This window comes from Paraoerskovia marina DSM 21750 (assembly GCF_000701465.1).
Taxonomy (GTDB): domain Bacteria; phylum Actinomycetota; class Actinomycetes; order Actinomycetales; family Cellulomonadaceae; genus Paraoerskovia; species Paraoerskovia marina.
In genome coordinates, this window is record NZ_KL370783.1 from 124,792 (window position 1) to 150,715 (window position 25,924).

Sequence of the window (25,924 nt, forward strand, 5' to 3'; positions counted from 1 at the left end):
TCACTCCGCGACGGGGATGGACTGCGACTCGAGCGTCGAGACCGTGGCCTCCTGCCCGGCGCCGAGGGCGTCGAGCAGGGTGCCCTGACCACCGAGAGCGGACCCGAATCCGTCAGCGACGTCGTTGTAGGTCTGCGCCATCGTCGGCCCCCACACGAAGTTCGGGTCGGTCGCGGCGGCGGCCTCGGCGAAGACGTCGAAGATCGCCTCTCCGCCGTAGAAGTCCAGGCCCTCCTTGAGCGCCGGCAGCTCGAGCCCGGCGGTGGTGGCCGGGTACAGGCCGCCACCCTTGTTGAGTGCCGTCAGCGACTCCTCGGAGGTGTTCAGCCACAGTGCGAACTGCGCGGCCTCGTACGGGTGCTCGCTGCCCTTGAGGACCGCGACGGAGGACCCGCCCCAGTTCCCGGCCGCGTTCGCGCCGTCCTCCCACTGCGGCATCTGGACGACACCCCAGTTGCCGGACGTGTCGGGTGCCCCGGAGGAGATCGAGTTGCTGCCCCAGACCGCGCTGACCCACGTCCACAGCTCACCGGTGTTGAGCTCGTTGTTCCACTCGTCCGAGAACCCGGCGGTGTCCTTGACGAGACCGTCGTCCATCAGGCCCTGCCAGTAGTCGGCGACCTTGGTCGACTCGGGACCGGTGAGGTCGACGGTCCACGCGTCGCCGTCGTTGGCGAACCACTGCCCGCCCGCCTGCCAGACGAGCCCGGCGAACCAGTTGACGTCCGTGCGCGGGAAGTGCGTGATGTAGGCGCCCTCGTCACGGATCTGCTGCGCCGCCTGCGCGTACTCGTCCCAGGTGGTCGGGACGTCGATCCCGGCCTTCTCGAAGAGGTCCTTGCGGTAGAACATCGCCATCGGGCCGGTGTCCTGCGGGATCGCGTACACGGCGTCGTCCTCGCCGAACGTGACCTGCTGCCACGTCCAGTCCACGAACTCGTCGCCCGCGTCCATGACGCCCTCGCAGTCGGCGATGTTGGTCAGCCCGTCCTGCACACGGAAGTTGGGCAGGGTGTCGAACTCGATCTGGCCGAGGTCCGGGGCGTTGCCCGCCTCGAGCTGGTTGAAGAAGTCCTGGTACGTGCCCGCGTTGCCGGCCGGGCCGGTGTTGTACGTGACCTGGATGTCAGGGTTGGCGTCGTTCCACAGCGCGATGGCGTCCTCCATGCCGGGGACCCACCCCGTGTACTCCAGCTCGACGGGCCCCTCCGAGGGCTCGCAGGCCGACGCCTCGGCCCCGCCCTCGGTGCCGGACGACTCGTCGGAGCCGCTCGAGCACGCGGCCAGGACCATCGTCCCGGCCAGCACGGTGGCGCCGGTCCGGACCCACAGTGACTTTTTCATCATGTTCCTCCTTGAACGTGTTTGCTGGTTGGAAGGTAGACGGGTGGTGCTGTGGCGATCGGGCTATGCCTTGACGCCGCCTGCGGCGAGACCGCCGCGCCAGAAGCGCTGCAGCCCCAGGAACGCGAGGATCAGGGGGACGATCGCCACGAAGGCTCCGACGATCACGGCCGTGCGGAGCTCGGGAACCGCGTTCGTCTGCGAGTTCCAGGCGTACAGCCCGAGGGTGACCGGGTAGAGCTTGTCGTTGGAGAGCATCACCAGGGGCAGGAAGAAGTTGTTCCAGATCGTGACGAACTGGAACAGGAAGATCGTCACGAGGGCGGGCGCCATCAGGCGGACCGACAGCGTGAAGAACGTCCGCACCTCGCCCGAGCCGTCGAGGCGCGCGGCCTCCAGCAGCTCGGCCGGCACGCTCGCCGCCGCGTAGATCCGCGCCAGGTAGACGCCGAACGGGCTCACCAGGCTCGGCAGGAACACCGACCAGTACGTGTTCGTCTGGTCCACGGCGCTGAAGATCAGGAAGAGCGGCAGCGCGAGGGCCGTCACCGGGACCAGGACGCCACCCAGGATCACGTTGAACACGGCGTCGCGACCGCGGAACGCGTACTTCGCCAGGGCGTACCCGCACATCGAGGCCAGCAGCGTCCCGAGGACCGCACCCACCCCCGCGTAGACGACGGCGTTGCCCAGCCAGCGCAGGTACACCCCGCCGTCGTAGGTGAACAGGAACGTGAGGTTGTCCCACAGGTGCCAGTCGGCGAACCAGAGCCCGTCCGACGACGCGAACTGGCCGCGCGACTTCGTCGACGCCACGAACAGCCACCAGATCGGGACGAGGAAGTACAGGGAGAACGCCGCGATGATGACGAACGCGACGAGGCGGGACATGGGGCGCTCGCGGACCTGGCGTGCTGCCGGGGGCCCGTAGCCGGCGGTGCGGGTCAAGAAGCTCACTGGAAGGCCTTCCTCTGAGTCAGGCGAAGGAACACGAACGAGAGCACGAACGTCAGCAGCGCCAGCACGACGGAGAAGGCGGCGGCGAGGTTGAAGTTCGGCACCGTCGAGGTGGTGTAGACCACGAGGTTCGGCGTGAAGGTCGAGCTGATCGAGGTCGTGAACGTCCGGAACACCTGCGGCTCGGTCAGGAGCTGGAGCGTCCCGATGATGGAGAACACGCCCGTCAGCACGAGCGCCGGGACGACCAGCGGGATCTTGACCGACCAGGCGATGCGGAGCTGGCTGGCCCCGTCGATCCGCGCCGCCTCGTAGATCTCGCCGGGGATCGACTGCAGCGCCGAGTAGATGATCAGCATGTTGTAGCCGGCGTAGACCCAGGTGACGACGTTGGCGATGGACCAGAGCACGAGACCGCTGCCGAGGAGGTCCACGTTCGCGGTCAGGACGCTGAACGGCGACAGGCTCGGCGAGTAGAGGAATCCCCACATGATCGCCGCGATCACGCCCGGCACCGCGTAGGGCGCGAAGAACGCGAGCCGGTAGAACTTCTTCCCCCGGATCAGCGGCGAGTCGAGCAGCAGCGCGAACACGAGCGCGAGCCCCAGCATCACGGGCACCTGGACGGCGCCGAAGAGCAGCACCCGGCCGATCGACGCCCAGAAGGCGTCCGACGCGAACACCTGCTCGTACTGGACGAGGCCGCCGAACACCTCCGTGGCCGGACCGAACGTCCCCTCGCGCTCCACGGTCTGGAACGAGCGGTAGACGGCGTACCCGATCGGCAGCAGGTAGAAGAGCGAGAACAGGATCCCGAACGGGACGACGAAGATCGCGATCGCGCCGCGGTGGTGCCCCCGCGTCCGGCGTGCCGGTGCCGCGCGCCCCGTGCGCGGGAAGTCCGTCGCCGCGCTCGTCGTGGTACTCATGCGTCCTCCTCCTGGGTGGGTCGACGCCCGTGGGTCTCCTGCCGGACGACGGCGACGCCGCCCGCCGGGACCACGTGGGAGTCGTCGAGGGTGTCGGTGGTGAGCTCGCGGCCCGGGACGTCCGCGACGTACGGCTCGTCGCCGTGGTTCATCACGAAGACGTAGTCGGCCGACCCGCGGCGTCGGACGGCGTCGACCGAGGCGGGAGCGTCGCGCAGGACGGGCCGGACGTCGGCGTCGGCGAGGATCCGCGCGATCAGGGCGTCGCGCCCTGCCTCGTCCAGCCGGGTCGCGAGATACCAGGACACGCCCTGCCCGAACTCGTGCCGGGTCAGCGCCGGCGTCCCGGGCAACGGACCGTCGACGTAGCTCGCCATCACCCGCGCACCCCGCGCCTCAAGCCGTTCCGTCCACACCGATCCGTGACTGCCGTCGTCGAGGGTGACGACCTGCTCGGCCTCGAGCGGGAAGACCTCGTCCGATCGCACCCCCAGGAGCTCTCGGAACGCGCCGGGGTACCCGCCGAGCCGGACGTGGTCGTTCTCGTCGACCAGCCCCGAGGAGTACGTGACCAGCACGTGCCCGCCCCGGTCCACGTAGCCCTCCAGCGAGCGGGCTGCCTCGTCGTCGACGGTGTAGAGCGTCGGCACGACGACGAGCCGGTAGTCGTCGAGCACGGCGCCCGGGGGGACGACGTCGACCGTCACACCGGCGCGGCGCAGGGCGCCGTGCAGCGCGTGGACCTCGTCGAGGTACCGCACGTCGGCCGTCGGGTGCCCCTCGCCGTCGCACGCCCACCAGGCCTGCCAGTCGAAGACCAGCGCCGCCTCCGCGACGACCGTGCTGCCGGCGACCTCGTCGAGCGCGTCGAGCAGGGCCCCGAGCCGCGTCGTCGTGCGCCACTGCTGCGAGTCGGTCCCCGCGTGGGGCAGGAGTGCCGAGTGGAAGCGCTCGGACCCGGCGCGGGAGGCACGCCACTGGAAGAAGCACACCGCGTCCGCACCGCGCGAGACGTGCGTCAGGACGGTCCGTTCCAGCTCTCCGGGAACCTTGGCGATGTTCCGGGGCTGCCAGTTGACGGCACCCGTCGACGTCTCCATCAACATCCACGGGTTGCCCCGTGCCAGACCGCGCGTGAGGTCCGCGGCGAACGCGACCTCACCGGCAGGGTCCGCCAGGCGGTGGTCGACGTAGTGGTCGTTGGCGACCACGTCGACGTGGCCCGCCCACGACCAGTAGTCCTGGGTGCGGATGTGCGCGGTGGCCATGAAGTTCGTCGTGACCGGCGCGACCGACAGCTCCCGCAGGACCTCGGCCTCGGCGTCGTACCAGGCCAGCAGCTCGTCCGAGCTGAAGCGCCGGTAGTCGAGCTCCTGCGTCGGGTTGCCCGACGAGGCCGTCACGCGCGGCGGGAGGACCTCGTCGAACGACCCGTAGCGCTGGCTCCAGAAGGCCGTGCCCCACGCGTCGTTGAGCGCGTCGACGCTCCCGTATCGGTCGGCGAGCCACCGGCGGAACGCGCGGGCGGACTCGTCGCAGAAGCAGAGGGCGTTGTGGCACCCGAGCTCGTTCGAGACGTGCCAGAGCACGAGGGCGGGGTGCTCCGCGTACCGCTCGGCCACCGCCCGGACCAGGTTCAGCGCGTGCTCGCGGACGACCGGCGAGCTGGGGCACCATGCCTGGCGACCGCCGGGGCTGACGGTGACCCCGTCGCGCGTCACGGGAAGAACCTCCGGGTGCGCGGTGGTGAGCCACGGCGGCGGCGAGGACGTTCCCGTGCCGAGGTTCACGGAGATGTCGTGAGCGGCCAGGAGGTCCATGACCTCGTCGAGGCGCCCGAAGTCGTAGTTCCCGGGGGTGCGCTCGATCTCCGCCCAGCCGAAGATGTTGATGGCGACGAGGTCGACACCGGCCTCGTTCATGAGGCGCACGTCCTCGGCCCACGTCTCGCGCGTCCACTGCTCGGGGTTGTAGTCCCCGCCAAAGGCGATGCCGCGGTGCGGCAGCGGCAGACCGCGGCCCTGTGCTGCGGGGTCGTCCACGTTGACTCCTGGTTCTCGTCGTCGAAAATCAGTGTGTGCACGTGCACACAATCGGGCACGCTACACGACTTCCGGCGATGTGTACACGTGCACACACGACCAGTTCGGAGATAGCCTGCGCTCATGACCCCTCCCCCGCGGCAACGTGCGACGGTCCACGACGTCGTCGCCCGAGCAGGAGTATCACGCGGAACCGTCTCCCGGTTCCTGAACGGGACGGGGTACGTCTCCGCGGACGCGGCGGCGCGGATCGAGGCGGCGATCGAGGCGGTCGGGTACGTCCGCAACAATGCGGCACGCAACCTCGTGACCCAGCGCTCGATGGCGGTCGGGTTCGTCGTCCACGAGCCCCACCAGCTGTTCCTCGGCGACCCGAACATCGGGTCGATCATGCTCGGCACCAACGACGCCCTGGCCGACGCCGGCTACCAGCTCGTCGTCCTCGTCGTCGCGTCGGACAGCGACGCCGAGCGCGTCTCGACCTACCTCCGCGGCGGGTTCGTGGACGGCGTGGTCCTCGTCTCTGCCCGGACGCACGACGCCGTGGCGGAGGCCGTGGAGAAGATCGCCCTGCCCGCCGCCGTCATCGGCCAGCCGGAGGGCGGCGGCTCCCTCCCCCACGTCGCGATCGACAACCACGCCGCCGCACGCGAGATCACCGAACGGCTCGTCGCGACCGGGCGCAGGCGCGTGGGAATGCTCGCGAGCGCGCTCGACCGGGACTCGGGCGCCGACCGGCTCGCCGGGTTCACCGAGGCGCTCGGCGAGCGGTTCGACGAGTCCCTCGTCGTGACGGACCCCCTGTACTCGTACACGTCGGGCGTCCGCGGCATGGCTGAGCTGCTGCGGCGCGACCCGTCGGTCGACGGGGTGTTCGCGGCGTCCGACGCCGTGGCCGCGGGCGCGATCGAGACGCTGCGCGCGCACGGGCGCCGCATCCCCGAGGACGTCGGGATCGTCGGGTTCGACGACAGCGACTGGGCCCAGCGCTGCACCCCGAAGCTCTCCACGGTGGCGCAACCCGCCCACGACATCGGACACGCGGCCGCGCGACTCGTCCTGGACCAGCTGCGCAGCCCCGAGGCCGCTGCGAACGTGACGCTCCCGACGACCGTGGTCTGGCGCGCCTCCGCCTGAGCACGTCACGTCGTCTCGCCCAACGGACAGCGCTTGGCCCACCATGCGGGCGGCTCGTAGGCTCGTCCCAGCAACCCATCCAGAGCGGTCGAGAGTCCTGGCTCGTCGACACCGCAGCAACCTGCCCGACGGAAGCCTCCCGAGGGGTACAGGTGCTAACGCCAGGTCCGATGGAGACCACGCATGTCTGAGGCACTCGTATGACCGTGACGATCGGCGCAGCCCCGGCCCGCCCGACGATCTCGTTCGAGCTGATGCCCCCGCGCAACCCTGACGCCGCCCCCAAGTTCTGGGAGACGGCGCGCCGCCTCGTCGCGGCCCGCCCCGACTTCGTCTCGGTGACGTACGGCGCGGCCGGCAACGACCGCTCGACCGCACGGAACGTCGTCGGGAAGCTCCTGGCGGGCACCCCCGTCCTCCCGATCGCGCACCTGACCTGCGTCGGCGCGTCGCTCGAGGACACGGAGTCCGTCATCGAGGACTTCCTCGACGAGGGCGTCCGCAGCTTCCTCGCCCTGCGCGGCGACCCGCCCGTCAACAACCCGGACTGGGTTCCGGCGGAGGGTGGGCCGTCGTCGGCCGTCGAGCTGGTCGCGCTCCTGCGCCGCGTCGAGGCACGGCGGTGCGCGGCGGACGTCTCGACCGCGCTGCGCGGAGCAGCCCGGCCGCTGACGATCTGCGTCGCCACGTTCCCCGACGGCAACCGGGACGCGGGCACCACCCGCACCCAGGAGGTCGCCCGCCTGCTGGAAAAGCAGCAGGCCGGCGCCGACTTCGCCATCACCCAGCTGTTCTACGAGGCCTCGTCGTACATCGAGTTCGTCGAGGAGGCCCGGGCCGCGGGCGTCACCATCCCGATCCTCGCGGGGATCCTGCCGATGACCGAGCCGCGCCGCCTGCGTCGTGTCGAGGAGCTCACCGGCGTCCCGGCGCCCACCTCGATCGTCGCCGAGCTCGAGGCCGCGGCGGACGACGACGCCGCGCGCCACGCCCTCGGCGTCCGACGCTCCGTCGAGCTCGCCCGCGCGGTCCTCGCCGCGGGCGCGCCCGGCATCCACGTCTACACCTTCAACAAGCACGAAGCCGCACTCGACCTGCTCGAGGGTGTCCACCTCGACGGCGGGGGTGCGCGGGCGACCAGCCCCGCACCCGCGGACCTGGCCAGCGGGCCGTGGGTCTCCGGCGAATCCACCACCCTCACGGAAGGACTCGCACCATGACCAGCACAGCATTTCCCGGAGGAACCGTCCTCGGTTACCCCCGCATCGGACGACGTCGCGAGCTCAAGAAGGCCGTGGAGGCCTTCTGGGCGGGCGACGCCGACACGCTCGACCTCGAGGTCGCCGCGGGCACGCTCCGCCGCGACACCGTGCGCCGCCTCGTCTCCCTCGGACTGAACCCGGACGACGGGTCGGTCCCCGGGTCGTTCTCCTACTACGACCAGGTGCTCGACGTCGTCGCGCTGCTGGGTGCGGTCCCCGAGCGGTTCCGCGACCTCATCGACCCCGACGACGGCTCCCTCGACCTCGCCGGCTACTTCACCGTGGCCCGCGGTCGCGGCGAGGACGCCCCGCTCGAGATGACCAAGTGGTTCGACACCAACTACCACTACCTCGTGCCCGAGATCAGCGAGACCACGTCGATCTCGTTCGCCGACCACCGGATCGTCCGCGAGTACGCCGAGGCGAAGGAGGCCGGGGTCACGACCCGCCCGGTCCTGGTCGGGCCCGTCACGTTCCTCGCCCTGGCGAAGGCGGCCGACGACGCCGGCGAGGGCTTCACGCCCCTCGACCGCCTGGACGACGTCGTCGCCGCGTACGCCGACCTGCTGCGTGCGCTCGGCTCCGTCGGCGTGCCGTGGGTCCAGCTCGACGAGCCGATCCTCGTGACCGACACCCTCGACGTCTCCGTCGAGCGCGTTCACGAGGCCGTCACGACGGCGTACCGCGCGCTGGCGACGGAGATCTCGCCGGTCGAGGTCTCGACAGGCTCGACCAGCGCGACCGACTCGACCAGCGCATCGCCCGTCGAGCCTGTCGAGACGGCGGGCGGGGTCTCGACGAGCTCGACCGCCTCATCGCCCGTCGAGCCTGTCGAGACGGAGGAGGACGTCCGCCCGCGGATCCTCGTCGGCACGCCCTTCGGCGACCTGCGCGGCGGGGACGCCGACGCGCTGGCGCTGCTCGCGGCGACCGACGTCGAGGCCGTCTCGCTCGACCTCGTGCGCGGCGCGGTCCCCACGGGCCCCGTGGCGGGTCTTGAGGGCAAGACCGTCGTCGCGGGCGTCGTCGACGGCCACAACATCTGGCGCGCCGACCTCGCGGCGAAGCTCGACCTCGCCGAGCAGGTCGCGGCGCTCGGGGCGGGCGGCGTCACCGTCGGCACCTCGACGTCGCTGCTGCACGTCCCGCACGACGCGGACGACGAGCAGTGGGGCGACGACTCCACCCCCGGCGCCGCACGCCGCAAGCTGCACCCACAGCTGCGCGAGTGGCTCGCGTTCGCCGACCAGAAGGTCGCCGAGGTCACCACGCTGGCCACGGGCCTGCGCGACGGGCGTGATGCGGTCGCCGACGCCCTGGCCGCGTCCGGCGCCGCCGTCGCCTCCCGCGAGAGCGCCGCGGGCGTCGTCGTGCCGACAGTCCGTGACCGCGCGGCGGGGCTGACCGCGGCCGACTTCACCCGCGGGGACGCCGCCGAGCGCGCCGAGGCGCAGGCGCAGGCCCTCGGGCTCCCGCTGCTGCCGACCACCACCATCGGCTCGTTCCCGCAGACCCCGGAGATCCGCCGGGCCCGCGCCCAGTACGCCAAGGGCACGCTGCCGGAGGCCGAGTACACGGCGGCGATGCAGGACGAGGTCCGCCGCGTCGTCGAGCTCCAGGAGCAGATCGGCCTGGATGTGCTGGTGCACGGCGAGCCCGAGCGCAACGACATGGTCCAGTACTTCGCGGAGCTGCTGGACGGCTTCGCGACGACCGCCAACGGCTGGGTCCAGTCCTACGGCTCACGCTGCGTGCGCCCGCCGATCCTGTGGGGCGACGTCGTCCGGCCGGCGCCGATGACGGTGGACTGGTCGACGTTCGCCGCCTCGCTGACGGACAAGCCCGTCAAGGGCATGCTCACCGGGCCGGTGACGATCCTCGCGTGGTCGTTCGTCCGCGACGACCAGCCGCTCGGCGACACCGCCAACCAGGTGGGCCTGGCGCTCCGCGACGAGCTGACCGACCTCGAGGCGGCTGGCATCGGCGTCATCCAGGTCGACGAGCCCGCACTGCGCGAGCTCCTGCCGCTGCGCCGCGCGGACCAGCCCGCGTACCTCGACTGGTCGGTCGGCTCGTTCCGCCTCGCCACGGCCGGGGTCCGCACCGAGACTCAGGTGCACACGCACCTGTGCTACTCGGAGTTCGGCGAGGTCATCGGCGCGATCGACGGCCTGGACGCCGACGTGACCTCCGTCGAGGCGGCGCGCTCGCGCATGGAGATCGTGCCGGAGCTGGCCGACGCCGGGTACTCCCGCGGCATCGGCCCGGGCGTCTACGACATCCACAGCCCGCGCGTGCCGTCGGTGGACGAGGCGACCGAGCTGCTGCAGCTCGCGACCAAGTCGATCGACCCGCGCCTGGTGTGGGTGAACCCGGACTGCGGCCTCAAGACGCGTCGGTACGCCGAAACGGTGCCGTCGCTGGAGAACCTCGTCGGCGCGGCGAAGGCGGTCCGCGGACTCCTCTGACCGGCGCAGACGCACGAATCCCCGGGGCCGTCGTCGGCCCCGGGGATTCGTCGTGTCAGATCAGTTGCGGTGCTCGCGCATCGGAATGGCGAACGCCAACGTGCCGAGGATGAGGGCACCGGCGAACATGCTGAACGCGGTCGCGCCGTCGTAGCTGAAGGCCGTGCCCATGAGGAAGAGGCTCGCGAGGAAGGCCACGAAGGCCAGGACGAAGCTGACGTAGCGCCCCATGCTCTGGTGCTCGGTCGATTCGGTGCGGTCCATGATCTCCTCCGTGCTCTTTCCGTCGGCGCTCCACCGACACGGGTAGGTTACCGCGTTCTCGATCTCGACAGGCTCGATCAGCGCGGCGGTCGAGCCCGTCGAGACGCGGCGGCGGTCTCGATCTCGACAGGCTCGATCAGCGCGGCGGTCGAGACCCACGCGGCGGTCTCGATCTCGACAGGCTCGATCAACGCGGCGGTCGAGCCCGTCGAGACCCGCGCGACGCGCGTCACACCCCGTTCGCCGTGCGAGTTGTCCGGAGCACTGCCACTGTTCATCACTGGCCGGAGAAATCCTCCGATACCTGAACGAAGGAGCACACAATGGGCTGGATCGCCTTTATCGTCCTCGGTCTTCTTGCAGGACTCATTGCGCGCTGGATTCTCCCGGGTAAGCAGACGAGCAGCATCATCATCACCATCCTCCTCGGTATCGTCGGCGCCCTCCTGGGTGGCTGGCTCGGCAGCATCCTCTTCGACGCTCCGCTGGAGGACTTCTTCTCCATCCAGACCTGGCTCCTCGCCATCGGCGGCTCGGTGATCGTCCTCGCGATCTACGGTGCCGTGATGGGCAAGAAGCGCTGATCTGACCTGATCCGACTGCTCCGGCCCGCCCCCTCCCTCACGGAGGGGCGGGCCGTCGTCGTTCGGGCGGACCACTGGCTCGAAACGATTCGATAGACTAGGCACATGCCCCCCTCCCTGTCTGTCGACGACACCGCTGCGCCCGCAGCCGTCGTGATGCGCGCCCGCTACTCCCTGCTGGCACTGTTCACGCTGATGGGGATGCTGTTCTCCAGCTGGCTGACCCGTCTGCCGTCGCTGCGCGTCGACCTCGGCATCGGGTCCGCCGAGCTCGGGGCCCTGCTGATCTTCGGTGCCGTCGGGGCGCTCGCCGCGGTGCTCGTGACGGGAACCGTCGTGACCCGGTTCGGCAGTCGCGCCGTGATGCTCGTCGCGACCGCCGGGAACCTCGTGGGATTCGGGCTGATCTCTGCCGCCGCGGCCGCGAGCGACGTGCGGCTGTTCGTCGTCGGGGCCCTGATCAACGGCATGTGCGGGGCCGGCACCAACATCCCGATCAACCTCAACGCCGCCGTGATCGAGCAGCACGTGGGCCGCGCGATCCTCCCCCACTTCCACGCGGCCTTCTCCATCGGTGCCGCGCTCGGGACGCTCGCCGGCGCCGCGTTCTCCGCCGCGCACGTGTCCGCCGCCGTGCACATCACCGTGATCAGCCTCGTCGTCGCGGTGGCACGGTTCCTCCTGATCCCCGCCGCGTCCGCGCTCCAGCCGCCGCCCCTGAGGCACTCGGCGTCCGACGACGGAGCACCCCGCCCGCGCGGGGGCGTCGCCCTGCGGACGGCGCTCGCCGCGTGGGCCGAGCCGCGGACCGTCCTCATCGGGCTCGTCGTCCTCGCGGGGTCGCTCTCGGAGGGGTCCGCGGGCAACTGGCTGTCGATCGCGGTCGTCGACGGGTTCGACGAGCGCGAGGCCGTGGGCTCCCTGGCCTACGGGACGTTCATCGTCTCGATGACGGTGTTCCGGATCCTCGGCGCCCGGGTGATCGACCGCTACGGCCGCGTGACCGTGCTGCGCACCTCCGGCATCGCGTCACTGGCGGGGCTGATGCTGTTCGCGTTCGCACCGAGCCTTCCGCTCGCATGGGCCGGGATCGTCTTCTGGGGGTTCGGGGCCGCGCTCGGCGTCCCGATCTCGATCGCGGCGGCCTCGGACGAGCCGACGCGCGCCGCTGCCCGGGTCTCGGTGGTGACCTCGTTCAGCTCGATGGCGCAGCTGGCGGCGCCCCCGGTCCTCGGGCTGCTCGTCGAGACGATCGGTGGCCGGTACGCACTGGGGTCGATCGCGATCGCCCTTCTCCTCAGCATCCTGCTGGCCGGGCAGGTCGCCCCGCTGCGACGGGAGTCGGCCGACGATGCGGGGGTCGGGCCGGCCGACGAGGACGAGGTCCCGCGGACGAGCCCGCCGGCGGCCGACGACCCGGCGGCGTCGCGGCGCTGACCGCCCGCCCTTCACCGCGTCGAGGTGAGAGGCCGCCGCTACGCTGAGGACGGTCCGAGGCCGCACCACCCGACGTCCCCGAGGAGCTGGCATGCCCCACGCCCGCGCTGAGCTCTGGTCGACGGTCCGCACCGAGCGGCTCCGTCTCGTCGCCGACCTCCGCGACCTCGACGACGACGCCTGGGCCACGCCCGCGCTCTGCCCGGGATGGACCGTGCACGACGTCGTCGCGCACCTCGTCGACACGGCGCGGACCGGACGAGCCCGGTTCCTGCTCGAGATGCTCCGGGCCCGGATGGACTTCGACCGCGCGAACGACGTCGGGATCGCCCGGGAGAAGCGCGACGACCCGCGGCAGACGCTCACGGCGCTCCACGACGCGGCCGACCTGACCCGCACCCCACCGGCCCACCCTGCGACCCGACTCGTCGAGGCGATCGTGCATGGCGAGGACGTCCGCCGTCCGCTCGGTCTGACCGGCGACTACCCGGCGCAGGCCGTCCACGAGGCCCTCGACCACCAGGTCCGGACCGCCGTCGGATTCGGCGGTGGCCGCGAACGGGCAGCCGGACGTCAGCTGGTGGACCGGGCGACGGGCAGGACCTGGGGCACGGCCGCGGGCCCCGACGCAGTCGTGACGGCCCCGGCCCTCGACCTGCTCCTCGCGGTCTCCGGCCGCCCGGTCGCGGGGATCGACCTCGGGGACGGCGAACAGCGATGACGAGGCCCGACGACGACTCACTGTGGGCACTCGCCCACCAGGAGCGGGCGCGCCTCGTCGACGACCTGGAGACGCTGGAACCGGCCGACTGGGCCCGCCCGACGCTCTGCGGCACCTGGGACGTCGAGGACGTCGTCGCCCACCTCACCGCGGCCACGACCGTGACCCCCGGACGGTGGGTCCGCAGCATCGTCGCCGCCGGGTTCCGGCCCGCGGTCCACAACCAGCGCCGTCTCCGCGAGCAGCGCGGGCCCACGCCCGATCAGACGCTGGACCGCTTTCGCGCCGTCGTGACCAGCACCGTCGCACCGTCCTCCCACACCGCCGCGTACCTCGGCGAGGTGCTGGTCCACGCCCAGGACATCCGCCGTCCGCTGGGGATCGCCACCGAGCCCGCCGTCGAGGCACTGACGCCCGTCGCGGAGTTCTACGCGGCCAACAACTTCACGGTGCCCAGCCGGACGCACGCCGACGGCCTGCGCCTCACGGCCGACGACGGACCGTTCACGGCCGGCACCGGGCCGAGCGTGACGGGGTCCACCCTTGCTCTCGTGATGACCCTCGCGGGGCGCGCCGTCTACCTGGACGAGCTCGAGGGGCCGGGCGTGCCGGACCTCCGTCGGGCGGTCGAGCGGTCGGCGGCCCGCGACGCCTGACCCGGGCCTAAACGTTTAGGGCCCTCGTCGGCGCGCTCGTGCCGTGCTGTGATCACCGCAGCAGCGCGGTCGGGCCCCGGCCCCGCGACGGCGACACCGAGGCCGCCGTCGTCGCCGCGCCTGATCCGGAGGTACCCATGCACCGCTCCCCCACGATCCCGCCCGACGCGCAGCCACCCAGGGCGCGCCACGGCGTCGCCCTCGTCGCCGCGACGGCGCTGCTCGCGCTCGCCGGGACGACGACGCTCGCCGCGGTCACCCTCGACGCGGACCCCGCGGCGGCCGCCGGCACGTGCGAGGCCGACTTCGACGTCAACAACCAGTGGGACGGCGGGTTCGGCACCAACGTCGCCGTGACCAACACCGGAGACCCTGTCACGTCCTGGGAGGTCACCTGGGAGTTCTCGGGCGACCAGCAGGTGACGCAGCTCTGGAACGGGACGGTCAGCCAGAGCGGGAACACCGTCCACGTCGCGAGCCTGCCCTGGAACGGGGCCGTCGGGACGGGAGGCACGCTCTCGTTCGGGTTCAACGGGTCCGGCGACGGCAGCACCGCAACCCCCACCGCGGTCACGTTGAACGGGGCCGCATGCTCGACGGGCACCGACCCCACGCCGACACCGACGACCACCACGCCGACACCCACCCCGACCGAGACGACGCCCACACCCACACCGACGGAGACCACGGACCCGCCGGCAGCGGACGGCGACCTCTACGTCGACACCGGCAACCAGGCTTACCCGGCCTGGAGCGCCGCGAGCGGGGACGACAAGGCGCTGCTCGCCAAGATCGCGCTCACGCCCCAGGCGTACTGGGTCGGCAACTGGGACGACCCGGAGCACGCGCAGGCCGAGGTGCAGGACTACACGGGGCGTGCGGTCGCCGCCGGGCAGGTCCCGCAGCTCGTGATCTACGCGATCCCGGGGCGTGACTGCGGCTCCTACTCCGGCGGCGGCGTCGCCGAGTCGGAGTACGCCGACTGGATCGACACGATGGCTGCCGGCATCCAGGGCAACCCCCTCGTCGTCCTCGAGCCCGACGCCCTCGCCCAGCTCGGCGACTGCGACGGCCAGGGCGACCGGGTCGGGTACCTCGCCTACGCCGCGTCGTCGCTGACCGACGCCGGTGCGCACGTCTACGTCGACGCCGGGCACTCCGGCTGGCTGGCCCCGTCCACCGCGGCGGACCGGCTGCTGCAGGTCGGCCTCGACGACGCCGTCGGGTTCGCGGTGAACACCTCGAACTACCAGACGACGGCCGACAGCCGGGCCTGGGCCGAGCAGGTCTCGGCGCTCACGGGCGGCGCGGGCTACGTCATCGACACGTCGCGCAACGGCAACGGTTCCAACGGGCAGTGGTGCAACCCGAGCGGCCGCGCCCTGGGCGACAGGCCCAGCCTGGTCGACGACTCGACGAACCTCGACGCCCTGCTGTGGGTCAAGCTCCCCGGCGAGTCCGACGGCACCTGCAACGGCGGGCCGTCGGCCGGCGCCTGGTGGCAGTCGATGGCGCTCGAGCTCGCCCGCAACGCCTCCTGGTAGACGACGTGGGGCCCGGCCCGTCGAGGGGCCGGGCCCTCGCGCGCGATCAGGCCACAGGAAGCAGGGCCGCGACCTCGCGGGCCGCCCGCTCGCCCGAGCTGATCGCGCCGTCGACGTACCCGCACCACCGGGTAGCCGTCTCTGTGCCGGCCCAGTGCACGACGCCGACCGGCTCTCGCAGCGCCCGTCCCACCTGCGTCCAGGCTCCGGGCGGCAGGTGCGCGCCGTAGCAGCCGCGCGTCCACTCCTCGGCCGTCCAGTCCTGCTCGTTGAACGACGTCGGGGACAGCGCACGGTCGCCCACGTACCCGGCGAGCACGCGCACGACGGCGTTCTTCCGCTGCTCGGGCGTCCACGCCGCCGCCTCGAGGGCGTCCGCACCCTCGATGAAGGCCACGAGGATCCCCGGGGGCGGCGCGTCGTCCGGCCCGGCGCCCGAGCGGGCCGGGGGCGTGGCGTCGAAGACCACCTTCACCGGACCGGTGTCGCCGGCCGCCTCGCCGCTCAACCCGTCCTCGCGCCAGAACGGCGTCGGGTAGACGGCGTGGCACTTGATCACGCTGCCGTGTGGCATGCGGCGCTGCACGGCGTCGCGGACGGGCGGGAGCGGCGGTGCGAACGCGATGCCCGCGACCAGCGCCGGCGGGACGGTCACCACCATCCGGCGTGCTCGCAGGACGTCCGCCCCCGTCCGGACGACGACACCGCCCGGACCGTGCTCCACCGCCGTCACCGGCGACGACAGACGCACCCGGTCGCCGAGACCCGCGGCCAGGTGCTCGGCGAGCTGGGCCATCCCGCCGTCGACCACGGCGTGCTGCGCGCCGCCGCCCGTCGTCAGCAGGTGCGAGAACGACGTGCCGGAGCGGCTGTAGAAGAGCGCATGGAGCAGGGAGAGGTTCGCGGACGTCGTCGCGAAGACAGCCTCGCACCCGATGCGGAAGAAGTCTCGGCCCTGCGAGGTCCGCAGGTTCCGACGGATCCAGGTCTCGAACGTCTGAGCGTCGAGGCGGACGGCGTCGGGCGTCGCCCAGGGTGCGTCGAGGTCGACCCGTGCGCACAACCGGTCGAAGCGCCACAGCGCCTGCCCGACGTCGGCGAGCGCCACGGCACCGATCTTGGGGGTGTCGCCGCGGTACCGGCGCAGACTCCCGCGCAGGCTCACGAGAGCGTCGCGACCGTCGTCCTGATCGTGGGTGGTGAGGCCGAACCGGTCGAGCTCGGCGAGCAACGCCCGCTGGTCGGGCCCCACCCACTGGCCGCCGACGTCGATCCGGTACTCCGGGTGGTCGGGCACCGGGACGGTGTGCGTGCGGCCGCCGACGCGGTCGCGGGCCTCGAGGACGACGACGTCGTACCCCTGGGTGGTGAGTCGGTCTGCCGTGACGAGGCCGGAGACCCCGGCTCCGACGACCACGATGTCGTGCTGCATGAGACGTACCCTATGACCAGTTTCGGTGAGCGCGGTCACACGGGCTACATTCTCCGCGTGACCGCCACCCCCGCCCGGCGCCTTGCCGGCCTCGCCCTCGACGCCCTCCTGCTCGTCGTCACGCTCGGGATCGGCTGGCTGGTGTGGTCGTGGTTCGAGTGGGGGCACGCACGCACTCCCGGCATGCGGCTGGTACGCCTGCACGTCGAGCGCGGGGACGGCGCGGCGGCGCGCGGCCGGATGGCCGCCCGGGAGGTGCTCTGGAAGGGGCTCGCACTGCTCGCGGGCCTGGTCTCGTTCGGCGTGCTCTGGTGGGCCGCGGCCGCCCCCGTGCTCGGACGACGCCGTCGTGCGCTCTGGGACGTGGCGGCCGGCACGGACGTGGTGGGCACGCGCGAGGTCGAGCGGGGCACGGTCCGCCGTGTCGTGGGCCGCACGGGGGCGGGCGCCGGTCTCGTCGCCGTGACCGCCGCGACCGCCCTCCTCGCGGTGATGTGGCTCCCTGCCGGCGCCACGGTCGTCTCCAACGTCGTCGCGGGCGAACGCGCTGACGAGCTCGCCGGCACACCGGCGACGGCGCGCTGCACCGAGCTGCGGCCCGAGGGCCGCGTCGAGACCCAGGGCCGCGCTGCCGACGGGGCCACGCTGCGGGTGTTCACGATCGGTTACCACCTGCGCGTCTCGGACGCCGAGGACTACGCGACCTACCGCGACCGCATGCGCTGCCTGATGGAGGACGAGGTCGTGCCGCACCTCGAGCCCGGGCAGCCGGCGCTCGTCGTCTACCCGGAGGACGTCGGGCTGCCGGCCGTCGCGCTCGGGGCGCGCGGTGCCACCGTCCGCGCCCAGGCCGAGGGACCGCTCCGCGCCGTCAGCCCGGACGTACCGCTGGCGCTCGCCGGGGCGCTCGGGCAGTTCAACCTCGGCTACGGCCCGCAGATCGCGGCCTACCAGGCGAGGTTCGGCGGCGTCGACCCGCGCAAGCAGGCGATGCTCGCCGCCACCGACACCGCGGTCCGCTCGTTCGCCCGCACGTTCTCGGAGATCGCGAGCGACTACGGCGTCTACGTCGTCGCGTCCAACAACATGGCCGACTACCGCGTGACCACCGACCCCGCCGAGGTGGCGCTCTTCGCCGACCCGGAGGCGCAGCCCACCGATCGCGCCTACGTCGCGACGTCGTCGCGCGTTACCAACTCCACGTTCCTGTGGGGACCCGACGTCGTCGACCCGGACGCACCGGACTACCTGACGAACCTGCTCGCGAAGAACGAGAAGATCCCCCTGACGCCGCTCGAGCTCGATCTGCTCGGCCTCGACGAGGGCCCGGCGACCGGCCCGGAGGCGCTCGAGAACGCCGCCCCGGTCGACGTGGAGGGTTTCGCGGTGGGGATGGCGACGTCGTTGCCCGCCTTCCGGTACGGGTACCCGTTCGGGGAGCGTCCCTCCGGGTTCGACCCCTGCGCGGACCTGCGGGAGTCGTACGAGGCGTGCCAGGACGAGCTCGGGGTCGAGGTGGTGGTGCAGGCCGACGCCAACCCGGGACAGTGGCCGGCCCCGGGGGGCCACGGCGAGTACCAGCCGCTCGAGTGGATGGGCAGCGTCTGGCGGCAGGTCGCCGACCCCACGGTCTCGACCCGGTACAACGTGACCCCGATGATGACGGGCAACCTCTTCGACCTGACCTTCGACGGTCAGTCGACGATCTCGGAGCGCGGGGCCTCGGGAGGCGGGATGCACCTCGTCGGGATCGACGCGGCCGAGCCGGAGGACGGCGACGAGTGGCGGATGTACGCGGGCGACAAGTCCGAGTTCCTCGTGATGTCGCCGTGGGTGGTGGACTCGGACGACCGCGACGAGCTGCGCGCGACGGCCGCCGAGCTCGCGGGCGGGTCCGGTGCGGACCGCGAGAACGACTACGTCGAGTCGGTGCTCTGGGCCGACCTGGTCCCCGCGGAGTAGCGCGGCCCCGGGGCTAGGATCTGCGCGTGCCCACCTCGCCCTGTCGCATCGCCGTCGCCGGGACGTCGGGCAGCGGCAAGACGACGTGGGCGAGACGGATCTCCGCGCGCACCGGGATCCCGCACGTCGAGGTCGACGCCCTCTTCCACGGGCCCGACTGGACGCCGCGGCCCGAGTTCCTCGACGACGTGCGCGCGTTCCTCGCCACCGACGCATGGGTCTGCGAGTACCAGCACCCGACGGCACGGCCGCTGATCTCGGCCCGGGCCGACGTCGTGCTGTGGCTGGACCTGCCCGTCCGGACGGTGATGCGGCAGGTCACCGCCCGGACGCTCCGACGCTGGTGGCGCAAGGAGGAGCTGTGGAACGGCAACCGCCAGCCACACCCGTTCGGCAGCCTGGACCCCGACGGGAACATCGTCGTCTGGGCGTGGACGTCACGGCACGCGCTGGACGACCTGCCCGAACGTCTCACGGCGGAGGCGCCGGGCACCCGGCTGGTGCGGGTCCGTTCGCACGACGAGGCGCGCCGATGGGTGGCGAGCCTCAGCCCGCGGTGAGTCCTGTCCGGGCGGCCACGGCGTCCACGATCGGCACGTCGGCGTCGAGCCACGGTACCGAGTAGAGGTCGTCGGGCCCGAGCCAGCGGAGCTCGTCGTGCTCGACGAGCGGCTGCGGGTCGCCGGTGACGACGCGAGCGCACCACAGGCGCATGACGTGCCGGTCGGTGATCTCCCAGGCGCCGTCGCGCGGACCGGGGACCTCCTCGGACAGCTCGACGGTGACCCCGAGCTCTTCGCGCAGCTCGCGGTGCAGCGCGTCGACCGGCGTCTCGCCTGGCTCGACCTTCCCGCCGGGGAACTCCCAGCGTCCCGCGAGGTGCTCCGGCTGACTGCGTCGGGCGCCCAGCAGAGCCGCGGGCTGGTCGAGATCGTCGAGGATCGCGGCGGCGACGACAAGTTTGCGGGGCGTCATGTCCCGGATGATGCCACGCCCACGGCCTGCGACATACGGCCCGCCCCGCGCGCCGCCTCCTCGGGCGTGCCCGAGGACCCGCGCGTAGTCTCGATCGATGACGACACGGTTGAACCCCTATCTCCAGTTCGACGGCACCGCGCGCGACGCCGTCACGCTCTATCAGCGGGTCTTCGGCGGAGACGTCGAGCTCAGCACGTTCGGCGAGGCGGGTCTCAGCGACGACCCCGCTGCGCGCGACAAGATCATGCACGCGATGCTGACGACCCCCGGCGGGCTCGTGCTCATGTGCTCCGACACACCCCCGGGCATGCAGCACGCACCGTTCACCGGGTCCGCCGCGGTCTCGCTCAGCGGGGACGACGACGCCGAGCTGCGCGGGTTCTGGGCCGGCCTCGCCGACGGTGGCACCGTCACGCTTCCGCTCGAGGTGGCCCCGTGGGGCGACGCGTTCGGGATGTGCGTCGACCGCTTCGGGGTGCACTGGATGGTCAACATCGCCGGGGCTCCGACCCCCGGCTGACACGTTCGCGCTAAGGCATTCCGTGGCGCTGGGCCCACGTGATCGCGTCCGCCCGGCTCGAGACGCCGAGCTTGCGGTAGACGCTGCGGACCTGCGACTTGACGGTGTTGCGGGTGACGTACAGCGTCGAGGCGATCTGCTCCAACGTGGCGTCATCCGACAGGTGTGACAGGACGACGCGCTCGCGGCGCGTCAGGTGGTTCGCTCCCCCGGGTGCGGCTGCGGGCCCGTGATCGACGACGGTCATCTCTCCTCCAGACCGGGCACCCCGCTTCTTGAGGCGCCCATGTTCGATGTTTCTACGGATGGAGAGGGCCGTCCACTCGGTTTATGACGCGAAACTCCACATCGAATCCACATTCGTCCCACACTGTGGACACAGTGGTGCCGTTTCCCTGCGTCGACGCAGATGAGAGGCCATACCGGTACGCATGCACCAGTATGGCCTCTCAGGGAAAACTCAGAGTCGCGCGAGCGGCATCAGCCGCCGATGAGCTCCGTGTACTGCGCGGGGGTCAGGGTGGGCCCGGTCTCCGTGACCGTGATCTTGACGAGCCACCCGGCCCCGTACGGGTCGGAGCCGACGGTCTCCGGGGCGTCGACCACGGAGTCGTTCACCTCGGCGACCGTCCCGGTGACCGGCGAGTAGAGCTCCGAGACCGACTTGGTGGACTCGACCTCGCCGAAGACCTCCCCGGCCGTGACGGCGGTGCCGACCTCGGGCAGCTCGACGTAGACGATGTCGCCGAGGGCCTCGGCGGCGTTGGCGGTGATCCCGACGGTGGCGGGCGTGCCGTCGTCGAGCCACTCGTGCTCGGCGGTGTAGATCAGGTTCTCGGGGACGTTCGACATCGGGGACTCCTCAGGTTCTGGGGGTGGACGGAGGCGGGCGCGGCGGGCGCCCGTCAGGAGGTGGGGCGGACGTAGGCGCGCAGCGGGGCCACCACGAAGGGCTCCTGGCGTCCGCGCACGTCCACGGCGAGCTCGGTGCCCTCGGCCGAGAACTCCGGGGTCACGTACGCCATCGCGATCGGGTGCCCGAGCGTGGGCGAGGGCGCACCGGAGGTCACGGAACCGATGACCGTGCCCGCGCCCGGGAGCACGACGTCGTAGCCCGCCCGCGCAGGACGGCGTGCGGTTCCCCGCAGGCCGACCAGCACGCGGGCCGGTGCCGACTGACGCCGTGACTCGAGGGCGGCACGGCCGACGAACGGCAGCGGCGCACCGGCGTCGTCCGTCTTCTCCAGCTTGACGACCCGACCCAGGCCCGCCTCGTACGGCGTCGTGGTCGTGTCGAGCTCGTGGCCGTACAGGGGCATGCCGGCCTCGAGGCGGAGCGAGTCCCGGGCGCTGAGCCCGGCCGGGACCAGCCCGAACGGCTGACCGGCCTCGAGCAGGGCGGCCCAGACCTCGGCGGCCTGCTCGACGGGGACGAACAGCTCGAACCCGTCCTCGCCGGTGTACCCGGTGCGGGCCAGCAGCACCGTGGCTCCGGCGACCGTCGCGCGGGCGCTGGCGTAGTACGGCATCTCACGGACCGTGGGGACGTCCGCGGCCGCGGTGATGCTCGTGACGATCTCCTCGGCGCGCGGCCCCTGGACGGCGACCAGCGCGGTCTCCTCCGAGCGGTCGACGACGACGGCGTCGAAGCCCTCGACGCGCTCGGTCAGGGCCGTGAGCACGACCTCGACGTTGGAGGCGTTCGCGACGACGACGAAGTGGTCGTTGTCCAGGCGGTAGACGACGAGGTCGTCGAGCACCGAGCCGTCCTCGGCGCAGATCATCGTGTACCGGGCGCGGCCGGTCTTGACGGCACTCAGGTTGCCCACGAGCGCGTAGTCGAGCGCGGCGGCGGCCTGCGGGCCGGACACCTCGATCTCCCCCATGTGGGAGAGGTCGAAGAGACCGGCGGCCTCGCGGACGGCGCGGTGCTCGGCGATGTCCGAGTCGTAGCGCAGCGGCATCTGCCAGCCGCCGAAGCCGGTCAGCGCCGCGCCGAGCGCGACGTGCTGCTCGTGGAGCGGGCTGGGGCGGTCGGTCGTCGAGTCGTTGCTCATACGTCGATCCTCTCGTATCTCTGGCCGGGGCTGCCGGTCAGACGGTCTCGTACTCGGACAGCGGCGGGCACGAGCACTGGAGGTTCCGGTCCCCCGCGGCACCGTCGATGCGGCGCACCGGCGGCCAGTACTTGCTCGCGCGCAGCGAGGCGAGCGGGTAGGCCGCCTGCTCGCGGGAGTACTTCTTGTCCCAGACGTCGGCGGTCACCGATGCGGCGGTGTGCGGGGCCCCGCGCAGCGGCGAGTCCTCGACGGCCCACTCGCCGGCCGCGACCGCGTCGATCTCGCCACGGATCGCGATCATCGCGGCGACGAACCGCTCGAGCTCGCCGAGGTCCTCGGACTCGGTGGGCTCGACCATGAGGGTGCCGGGGACGGGGAAGCTCAGCGTCGGGGCGTGGAACCCGTAGTCCTGGAGGCGCTTGGCGACGTCCTCGGCGGTGACGCCGGTCTGCTTGGTCAGGTCGCGCAGGTCGAGGATGCACTCGTGCGCGACGAGGCCGTTGGGGCCCGTGTAGAGCACCGGGAAGTACTCGTGCAGGCGACGGGCGACGTAGTTGGCCGTGAGCACGGCCGTCTCCGACGCCGCGGTGAGCCCGTCCGGTCCCATCAGGGCGAGGTAGGCGTAGGAGATGGGGAGGATGCCGGCCGAGCCGTAGGGTGCGGCCGAGACGGGCGTGCCGCCGGCCTCGGTGGCGACGAGCGACGTCGGGGATCCGGGCAGGAACGGCACGAGGTGCTCGGCCACGCCCACCGGGCCGACGCCGGGGCCGCCGCCGCCGTGGGGGATGCAGAACGTCTTGTGCAGGTTGAGGTGCGAGACGTCGCCGCCGAACTCGCCCGGCCGGGCCAGGCCGACCAGCGCGTTGAGGTTGGCCCCGTCGATGTAGACCTGCCCGCCGGCGGCGTGCACGAGGTCGCAGACCTCGCGGACGTGCTCCTCGAAGACGCCGTGGGTCGAGGGGTAGGTGATCATGATCGCCGCGACGGCCGAGCCGTGCTGCTCCAGCTTGGCGCGCAGGTCGTCGAGCAGCACCTCGCCGTCGTCGGCCGTCGCCACGACGACGACACGGAGGCCCGCGAGCACCGCGGAGGCCGCGTTCGTCCCGTGCGCGGAGGCGGGGATGAGCACGATGTCGCGCTCGCCCTGGCCCTGGGACCGGTGGTAGTCCCGGATGGCGAGCAGACCGGCCAGCTCACCCTGCGAGCCCGCGTTCGGCTGCACCGAGACGGCCGCGTACCCGGTGATCTCGGCCAGGCGCGACTCGAGCGAGCTGATCATCTCGAGGTAGCCGGCGGCCTGCTCGGTCGGCACGTACGGGTGCACGTTCGCGAACTCCGGCCACGAGATGGCTTCCATCTCGACCGTGGCGTTGAGCTTCATGGTGCACGAGCCCAGCGGGATCATCGTGCGGTCGAGCGCCAGGTCCTTGTCCGCCAGACGGCGCAGGTAGCGCAGCATCGCGGTCTCGGAGCGGTGCTGGGAGAACACGGGGTGGGTGAGGAACTCCGAGGTCCGCGTCGCCCACTCGGGAAGAGCGGGTGCGGGCGCCGCTGCGGCGTCGTCGGCGGTCAGCACACCGAAGGCGGTGAGCACCGTCTCCAGGTCGGCGGCGGTCGTCGCCTCGCTGCAGGCCACCTGCACGTGGTCGGCGTCGGGCGCGTAGAGGTTGACCCCCCACTCGGCGGCCGCCGCGAGGATCCGCTGCGCGCGGCCGGGCACGCGGGTGCGCACGGTGTCGAAGAAGTCGTCGTGGACCACCTCGACGCCGCCGGCACGCAGGGCGTTCGCGAGAGTGACGGCCTGGCCGTGCACGCGCTGCGCGATCTCCGTGAGCCCCCGGGGGCCGTGGTAGACCGCGTACATCGACGCGACGATCGCGAGCAGCGCCTGCGCCGTGCAGATGTTGGACGTGGCCTTCTCGCGACGGATGTGCTGCTCGCGGGTCTGCAGGGCGAGGCGGTAGGCGACATCGCCGTCGGCGTCGACCGAAACCCCGACGATCCGGCCCGGCAGGGACCGCTCGAGCCCCTTGCGCACGCTCATGAACGCGGCGTGCGGGCCGCCGTAGAAGAGCGGGACACCGAAGCGCTGGGCCGAGCCGACGGCGATGTCGGCGCCGAGCTCCCCGGGCGGGGTGATCATCGTCAGCGCGAGCAGGTCGGTGGCGACGGTGACGAGCGCCCCGGCCTCCTTGACCTCCGCCACGAGACCGCGGACGTCCGCGATGCGGCCGGACGCCCCGACCTGCTGGACGACGACTCCCACGAGGGGACCTGCGTCGTCGGGAACCGGGACCGAGGCCAGCCCCTCGCTCACGTCCGCGACGACGACGGGCAGCCCTGCCGCCTCGGCGCGACCCTGCGCGACGGCGAGCGTCTGCGGGAAGAGGTCCGCGTCCAGGACGACGTACCCCGTCTTGGCCCGCGTGGCGCGCCACATCAGGGCGACGGCCTCGGCGACGGCGGTCGCCTCGTCGAGCAGCGAGGCCCCGGCGACCTCGAGCCCCGTGAGGTCGGAGACCGCCGTCTGGAAGTTCAGGAGCGCCTCGAGCCGGCCCTGGGAGATCTCCGGCTGGTACGGCGTGTAGGCGGTGTACCAGGCGGGCGACTCGAGCACGTTGCGGCGGATCACCGGCGGCGTGACGGTCCCCGAGTACCCGAGCCCGATCATCTGCGACTTGACCGTGTTGCGGCCCGCGAGCTCGCGGAGCTCGGCCAGCACCTCGGTCTCCGTCCGGGCGGCGGGCAGGTCCAGCGGCCGGTCGCTGCGGATGACGGCGGGCACGGCGGCGTCGACGAGCGCGTCGAGGCTGGGGTACCCGACCTCGTCGAGCATGCGCTGCGTGTCGCCGTCGACGCGCTGCTCGGTCTCGGTGCGCACGCCGCGCGGGCCGAGGTGGCGGAAGGCGAAGTGCTCGCGGTCGAACGCGCTGGAGGACGTCTGGTCCGGCTGGGTCACGATGGGTCTCCGGGGAGTTCACGAGGGGACCGACCCCGTCCGGGGCCGACCTGTCCCTCCCCGCTCTGTCATCGGACCCGAGGGTCGACCTGAGAGTTTTGCTGGTCCGCAGTCTCCACGTTTCCGTGGACGGCGCGCGCCAACTTGCACCGTCGGTGGGTGCCCGTCACCGACCCGAGGGACGACGTCGCGCACCACTTTTCAGAGTTGCCTCGCCATGACGGTACGGGGGCCTGAGAGATTCCCGGGGAGGGATTGCTCCTTCGGCGCCGACCCGGTCACGTGGACCTGCCGGACTCTCCCGTCATGATTCGAACGGCGACTACCGGCCCAGTCTAGCGACCGAACGCCCGAGGTTCGTGGTCGTCCTGTGAAGGCTTGGGCTACTCCTGGTCCGGCGGCTGCGTCGCCGGGATCTGGCCGCTGGGCGGCGACGGGTCGGGGATGCGTCGTGCGCGACGCGCCCGTCGGGACCCGCGCCCGGTCTCGGCGGTCTTCCCGCCGGAGTCCTGCCCCTCGCCCGCGACCGAGGGTCGGTCCCCGAGCTGCGGGTCGATGCCCGTGCTCAGCTTCGCCTCGTCGAACAGCGGCGTGCCCGCGTCGTCTTTCATCCTTCGATCATGCGGGCGGTCACGAAAACACGCAGCCCGACGCGCGGTGTCTTCGCA

At 72.1% G+C, this 25,924-nt stretch carries 24 protein-coding genes and 2 riboswitches; of the genes, 11 read left to right on the top strand and 13 right to left on the bottom strand.

The annotated features are described in order from the left end of the window. From Q343_RS0113055 to Q343_RS0113070, 4 genes are all read right to left on the bottom strand, one after another. The gene (locus Q343_RS0113055) at nucleotides 1-1,344 is read right to left on the bottom strand and encodes an ABC transporter substrate-binding protein (protein WP_029254005.1); all 1,344 of its coding nucleotides are present in this window, start codon (nucleotides 1,342-1,344) and stop codon (nucleotides 1-3) included. Between the two features lie 63 nt (nucleotides 1,345-1,407). Next, on the bottom strand, nucleotides 1,408-2,301 hold the full coding sequence (locus tag Q343_RS0113060; protein WP_345940124.1) for a carbohydrate ABC transporter permease: 894 nt from the start codon (nucleotides 2,299-2,301) through the stop codon (nucleotides 1,408-1,410). Further along, the gene (locus tag Q343_RS0113065) at nucleotides 2,298-3,230 is read right to left on the bottom strand and encodes a carbohydrate ABC transporter permease (RefSeq protein ID WP_043110099.1); all 933 of its coding nucleotides are present in this window, start codon (nucleotides 3,228-3,230) and stop codon (nucleotides 2,298-2,300) included. Before Q343_RS0113065 ends, Q343_RS0113060 begins: the two co-directional genes overlap by 4 nt. Next, nucleotides 3,227-5,272 (bottom strand): beta-galactosidase, encoded by a 2,046-nt coding sequence (locus Q343_RS0113070; RefSeq protein WP_081829847.1) that lies wholly within the window; start codon nucleotides 5,270-5,272, stop codon nucleotides 3,227-3,229. Before Q343_RS0113070 ends, Q343_RS0113065 begins: the two co-directional genes overlap by 4 nt. Nucleotides 5,273-5,395: 123 nt before the next feature. On the opposite strand from Q343_RS0113070, the gene Q343_RS0113075 reads away from it, so the two are divergent. The 3 genes from Q343_RS0113075 to metE all read left to right on the top strand — a co-directional run bounded on the left by Q343_RS0113075 (nucleotide 5,396) and on the right by metE (nucleotide 10,139). Further along, nucleotides 5,396-6,409, top strand: coding sequence for a LacI family DNA-binding transcriptional regulator (locus tag Q343_RS0113075; RefSeq protein ID WP_029254009.1), 1,014 nt, complete (start codon nucleotides 5,396-5,398; stop codon nucleotides 6,407-6,409). A gap of 72 nt (nucleotides 6,410-6,481) precedes the next feature. Beyond that, nucleotides 6,482-6,586, top strand: a riboswitch (SAM riboswitch). Between the two features lie 23 nt (nucleotides 6,587-6,609). Continuing rightward, nucleotides 6,610-7,629 carry a methylenetetrahydrofolate reductase gene (locus Q343_RS0113080; protein WP_052367235.1) on the top strand — a complete coding sequence of 340 codons (1,020 nt, stop codon included), beginning with the start codon at nucleotides 6,610-6,612 and terminating at the stop codon, nucleotides 7,627-7,629. Next, a complete protein-coding gene (gene metE / locus Q343_RS0113085) occupies nucleotides 7,626-10,139 on the top strand; it encodes a 5-methyltetrahydropteroyltriglutamate--homocysteine S-methyltransferase (RefSeq protein WP_029254011.1) in 2,514 nt (837 codons plus the stop codon). The genes Q343_RS0113080 and metE overlap by 4 nt, the downstream gene beginning before the upstream one ends. 60 nt (nucleotides 10,140-10,199) lie before the next feature. Here the strand turns inward: metE and Q343_RS0113090 are convergent, their stop codons facing one another. Together Q343_RS0113090 and Q343_RS0113095 are read right to left on the bottom strand one after the other, a co-directional pair. Further along, nucleotides 10,200-10,403 (bottom strand): hypothetical protein, encoded by a 204-nt coding sequence (locus tag Q343_RS0113090; protein WP_029254012.1) that lies wholly within the window; start codon nucleotides 10,401-10,403, stop codon nucleotides 10,200-10,202. A 77-nt stretch (nucleotides 10,404-10,480) separates the two neighbouring features. Next, nucleotides 10,481-10,681: a hypothetical protein gene (locus Q343_RS0113095; RefSeq protein WP_029254013.1), complete on the bottom strand. Its 201-nt coding sequence runs from the start codon at nucleotides 10,679-10,681 to the stop codon at nucleotides 10,481-10,483. 45 nt (nucleotides 10,682-10,726) lie between these two features. On the opposite strand from Q343_RS0113095, the gene Q343_RS0113100 reads away from it, so the two are divergent. The 5 genes from Q343_RS0113100 to Q343_RS0113120 all read left to right on the top strand — a co-directional run bounded on the left by Q343_RS0113100 (nucleotide 10,727) and on the right by Q343_RS0113120 (nucleotide 15,345). Then, nucleotides 10,727-10,987 (top strand): GlsB/YeaQ/YmgE family stress response membrane protein, encoded by a 261-nt coding sequence (locus tag Q343_RS0113100; protein WP_029254014.1) that lies wholly within the window; start codon nucleotides 10,727-10,729, stop codon nucleotides 10,985-10,987. 105 nt (nucleotides 10,988-11,092) lie between these two features. Continuing rightward, nucleotides 11,093-12,424, top strand: coding sequence for an MFS transporter (locus tag Q343_RS0113105; protein WP_052367236.1), 1,332 nt, complete (start codon nucleotides 11,093-11,095; stop codon nucleotides 12,422-12,424). Between the two features lie 91 nt (nucleotides 12,425-12,515). After that, a complete protein-coding gene (locus tag Q343_RS0113110) occupies nucleotides 12,516-13,145 on the top strand; it encodes a maleylpyruvate isomerase family mycothiol-dependent enzyme (protein ID WP_029254016.1) in 630 nt (209 codons plus the stop codon). Beyond that, a complete protein-coding gene (locus Q343_RS0113115) occupies nucleotides 13,142-13,801 on the top strand; it encodes a maleylpyruvate isomerase family mycothiol-dependent enzyme (RefSeq protein ID WP_029254017.1) in 660 nt (219 codons plus the stop codon). The genes Q343_RS0113110 and Q343_RS0113115 overlap by 4 nt, the downstream gene beginning before the upstream one ends. 137 nt (nucleotides 13,802-13,938) lie before the next feature. Beyond that, complete coding sequence (locus tag Q343_RS0113120) at nucleotides 13,939-15,345, top strand: glycoside hydrolase family 6 protein (RefSeq protein WP_081829848.1); 1,407 nt, start codon at nucleotides 13,939-13,941, stop codon at nucleotides 15,343-15,345. 46 nt (nucleotides 15,346-15,391) lie between these two features. Here the strand turns inward: Q343_RS0113120 and Q343_RS0113125 are convergent, their stop codons facing one another. Next, complete coding sequence (locus Q343_RS0113125) at nucleotides 15,392-16,777, bottom strand: flavin monoamine oxidase family protein (protein WP_029254019.1); 1,386 nt, start codon at nucleotides 16,775-16,777, stop codon at nucleotides 15,392-15,394. Nucleotides 16,778-16,834: 57 nt separating this feature from the next. On the opposite strand from Q343_RS0113125, the gene Q343_RS14995 reads away from it, so the two are divergent. Then, nucleotides 16,835-18,739: an RDD family protein gene (locus tag Q343_RS14995; RefSeq protein WP_162175493.1), complete on the top strand. Its 1,905-nt coding sequence runs from the start codon at nucleotides 16,835-16,837 to the stop codon at nucleotides 18,737-18,739. Nucleotides 18,740-18,765: 26 nt separating this feature from the next. Further along, the gene (locus Q343_RS0113135; RefSeq protein ID WP_248616837.1) at nucleotides 18,766-19,299 is read left to right on the top strand and encodes a P-loop NTPase family protein; all 534 of its coding nucleotides are present in this window, start codon (nucleotides 18,766-18,768) and stop codon (nucleotides 19,297-19,299) included. On the opposite strand, the gene Q343_RS0113140 is transcribed toward Q343_RS0113135, so the two are convergent. Then, nucleotides 19,286-19,714 carry a (deoxy)nucleoside triphosphate pyrophosphohydrolase gene (locus Q343_RS0113140; protein ID WP_029254022.1) on the bottom strand — a complete coding sequence of 143 codons (429 nt, stop codon included), beginning with the start codon at nucleotides 19,712-19,714 and terminating at the stop codon, nucleotides 19,286-19,288. The genes Q343_RS0113135 and Q343_RS0113140 overlap by 14 nt on opposite strands. A 97-nt stretch (nucleotides 19,715-19,811) precedes the next feature. On the opposite strand from Q343_RS0113140, the gene Q343_RS0113145 reads away from it, so the two are divergent. Next, complete coding sequence (locus Q343_RS0113145; RefSeq protein WP_029254023.1) at nucleotides 19,812-20,237, top strand: VOC family protein; 426 nt, start codon at nucleotides 19,812-19,814, stop codon at nucleotides 20,235-20,237. A gap of 10 nt (nucleotides 20,238-20,247) precedes the next feature. On the opposite strand, the gene Q343_RS0113150 is transcribed toward Q343_RS0113145, so the two are convergent. The 5 genes from Q343_RS0113150 to Q343_RS0113170 form a co-directional block, all read right to left on the bottom strand. Next, a complete protein-coding gene (locus Q343_RS0113150) occupies nucleotides 20,248-20,484 on the bottom strand; it encodes a LuxR C-terminal-related transcriptional regulator (RefSeq protein WP_029254024.1) in 237 nt (78 codons plus the stop codon). Nucleotides 20,485-20,717: 233 nt separating this feature from the next. Further along, the gene (gene gcvH / locus Q343_RS0113155; protein ID WP_029254025.1) at nucleotides 20,718-21,089 is read right to left on the bottom strand and encodes a glycine cleavage system protein GcvH; all 372 of its coding nucleotides are present in this window, start codon (nucleotides 21,087-21,089) and stop codon (nucleotides 20,718-20,720) included. Between the two features lie 53 nt (nucleotides 21,090-21,142). Next, nucleotides 21,143-22,294 (bottom strand): glycine cleavage system aminomethyltransferase GcvT, encoded by a 1,152-nt coding sequence (gcvT, locus tag Q343_RS0113160; protein ID WP_029254026.1) that lies wholly within the window; start codon nucleotides 22,292-22,294, stop codon nucleotides 21,143-21,145. Between the two features lie 37 nt (nucleotides 22,295-22,331). Next, nucleotides 22,332-25,256 (bottom strand): aminomethyl-transferring glycine dehydrogenase, encoded by a 2,925-nt coding sequence (gene gcvP / locus Q343_RS0113165; RefSeq protein WP_029254027.1) that lies wholly within the window; start codon nucleotides 25,254-25,256, stop codon nucleotides 22,332-22,334. A 211-nt stretch (nucleotides 25,257-25,467) separates the two neighbouring features. Next, nucleotides 25,468-25,570, bottom strand: a riboswitch (glycine riboswitch). A 69-nt stretch (nucleotides 25,571-25,639) separates the two neighbouring features. Then, a complete protein-coding gene (locus tag Q343_RS0113170) occupies nucleotides 25,640-25,867 on the bottom strand; it encodes a hypothetical protein (protein ID WP_029254028.1) in 228 nt (75 codons plus the stop codon). Nucleotides 25,868-25,924 lie beyond the last annotated feature (57 nt).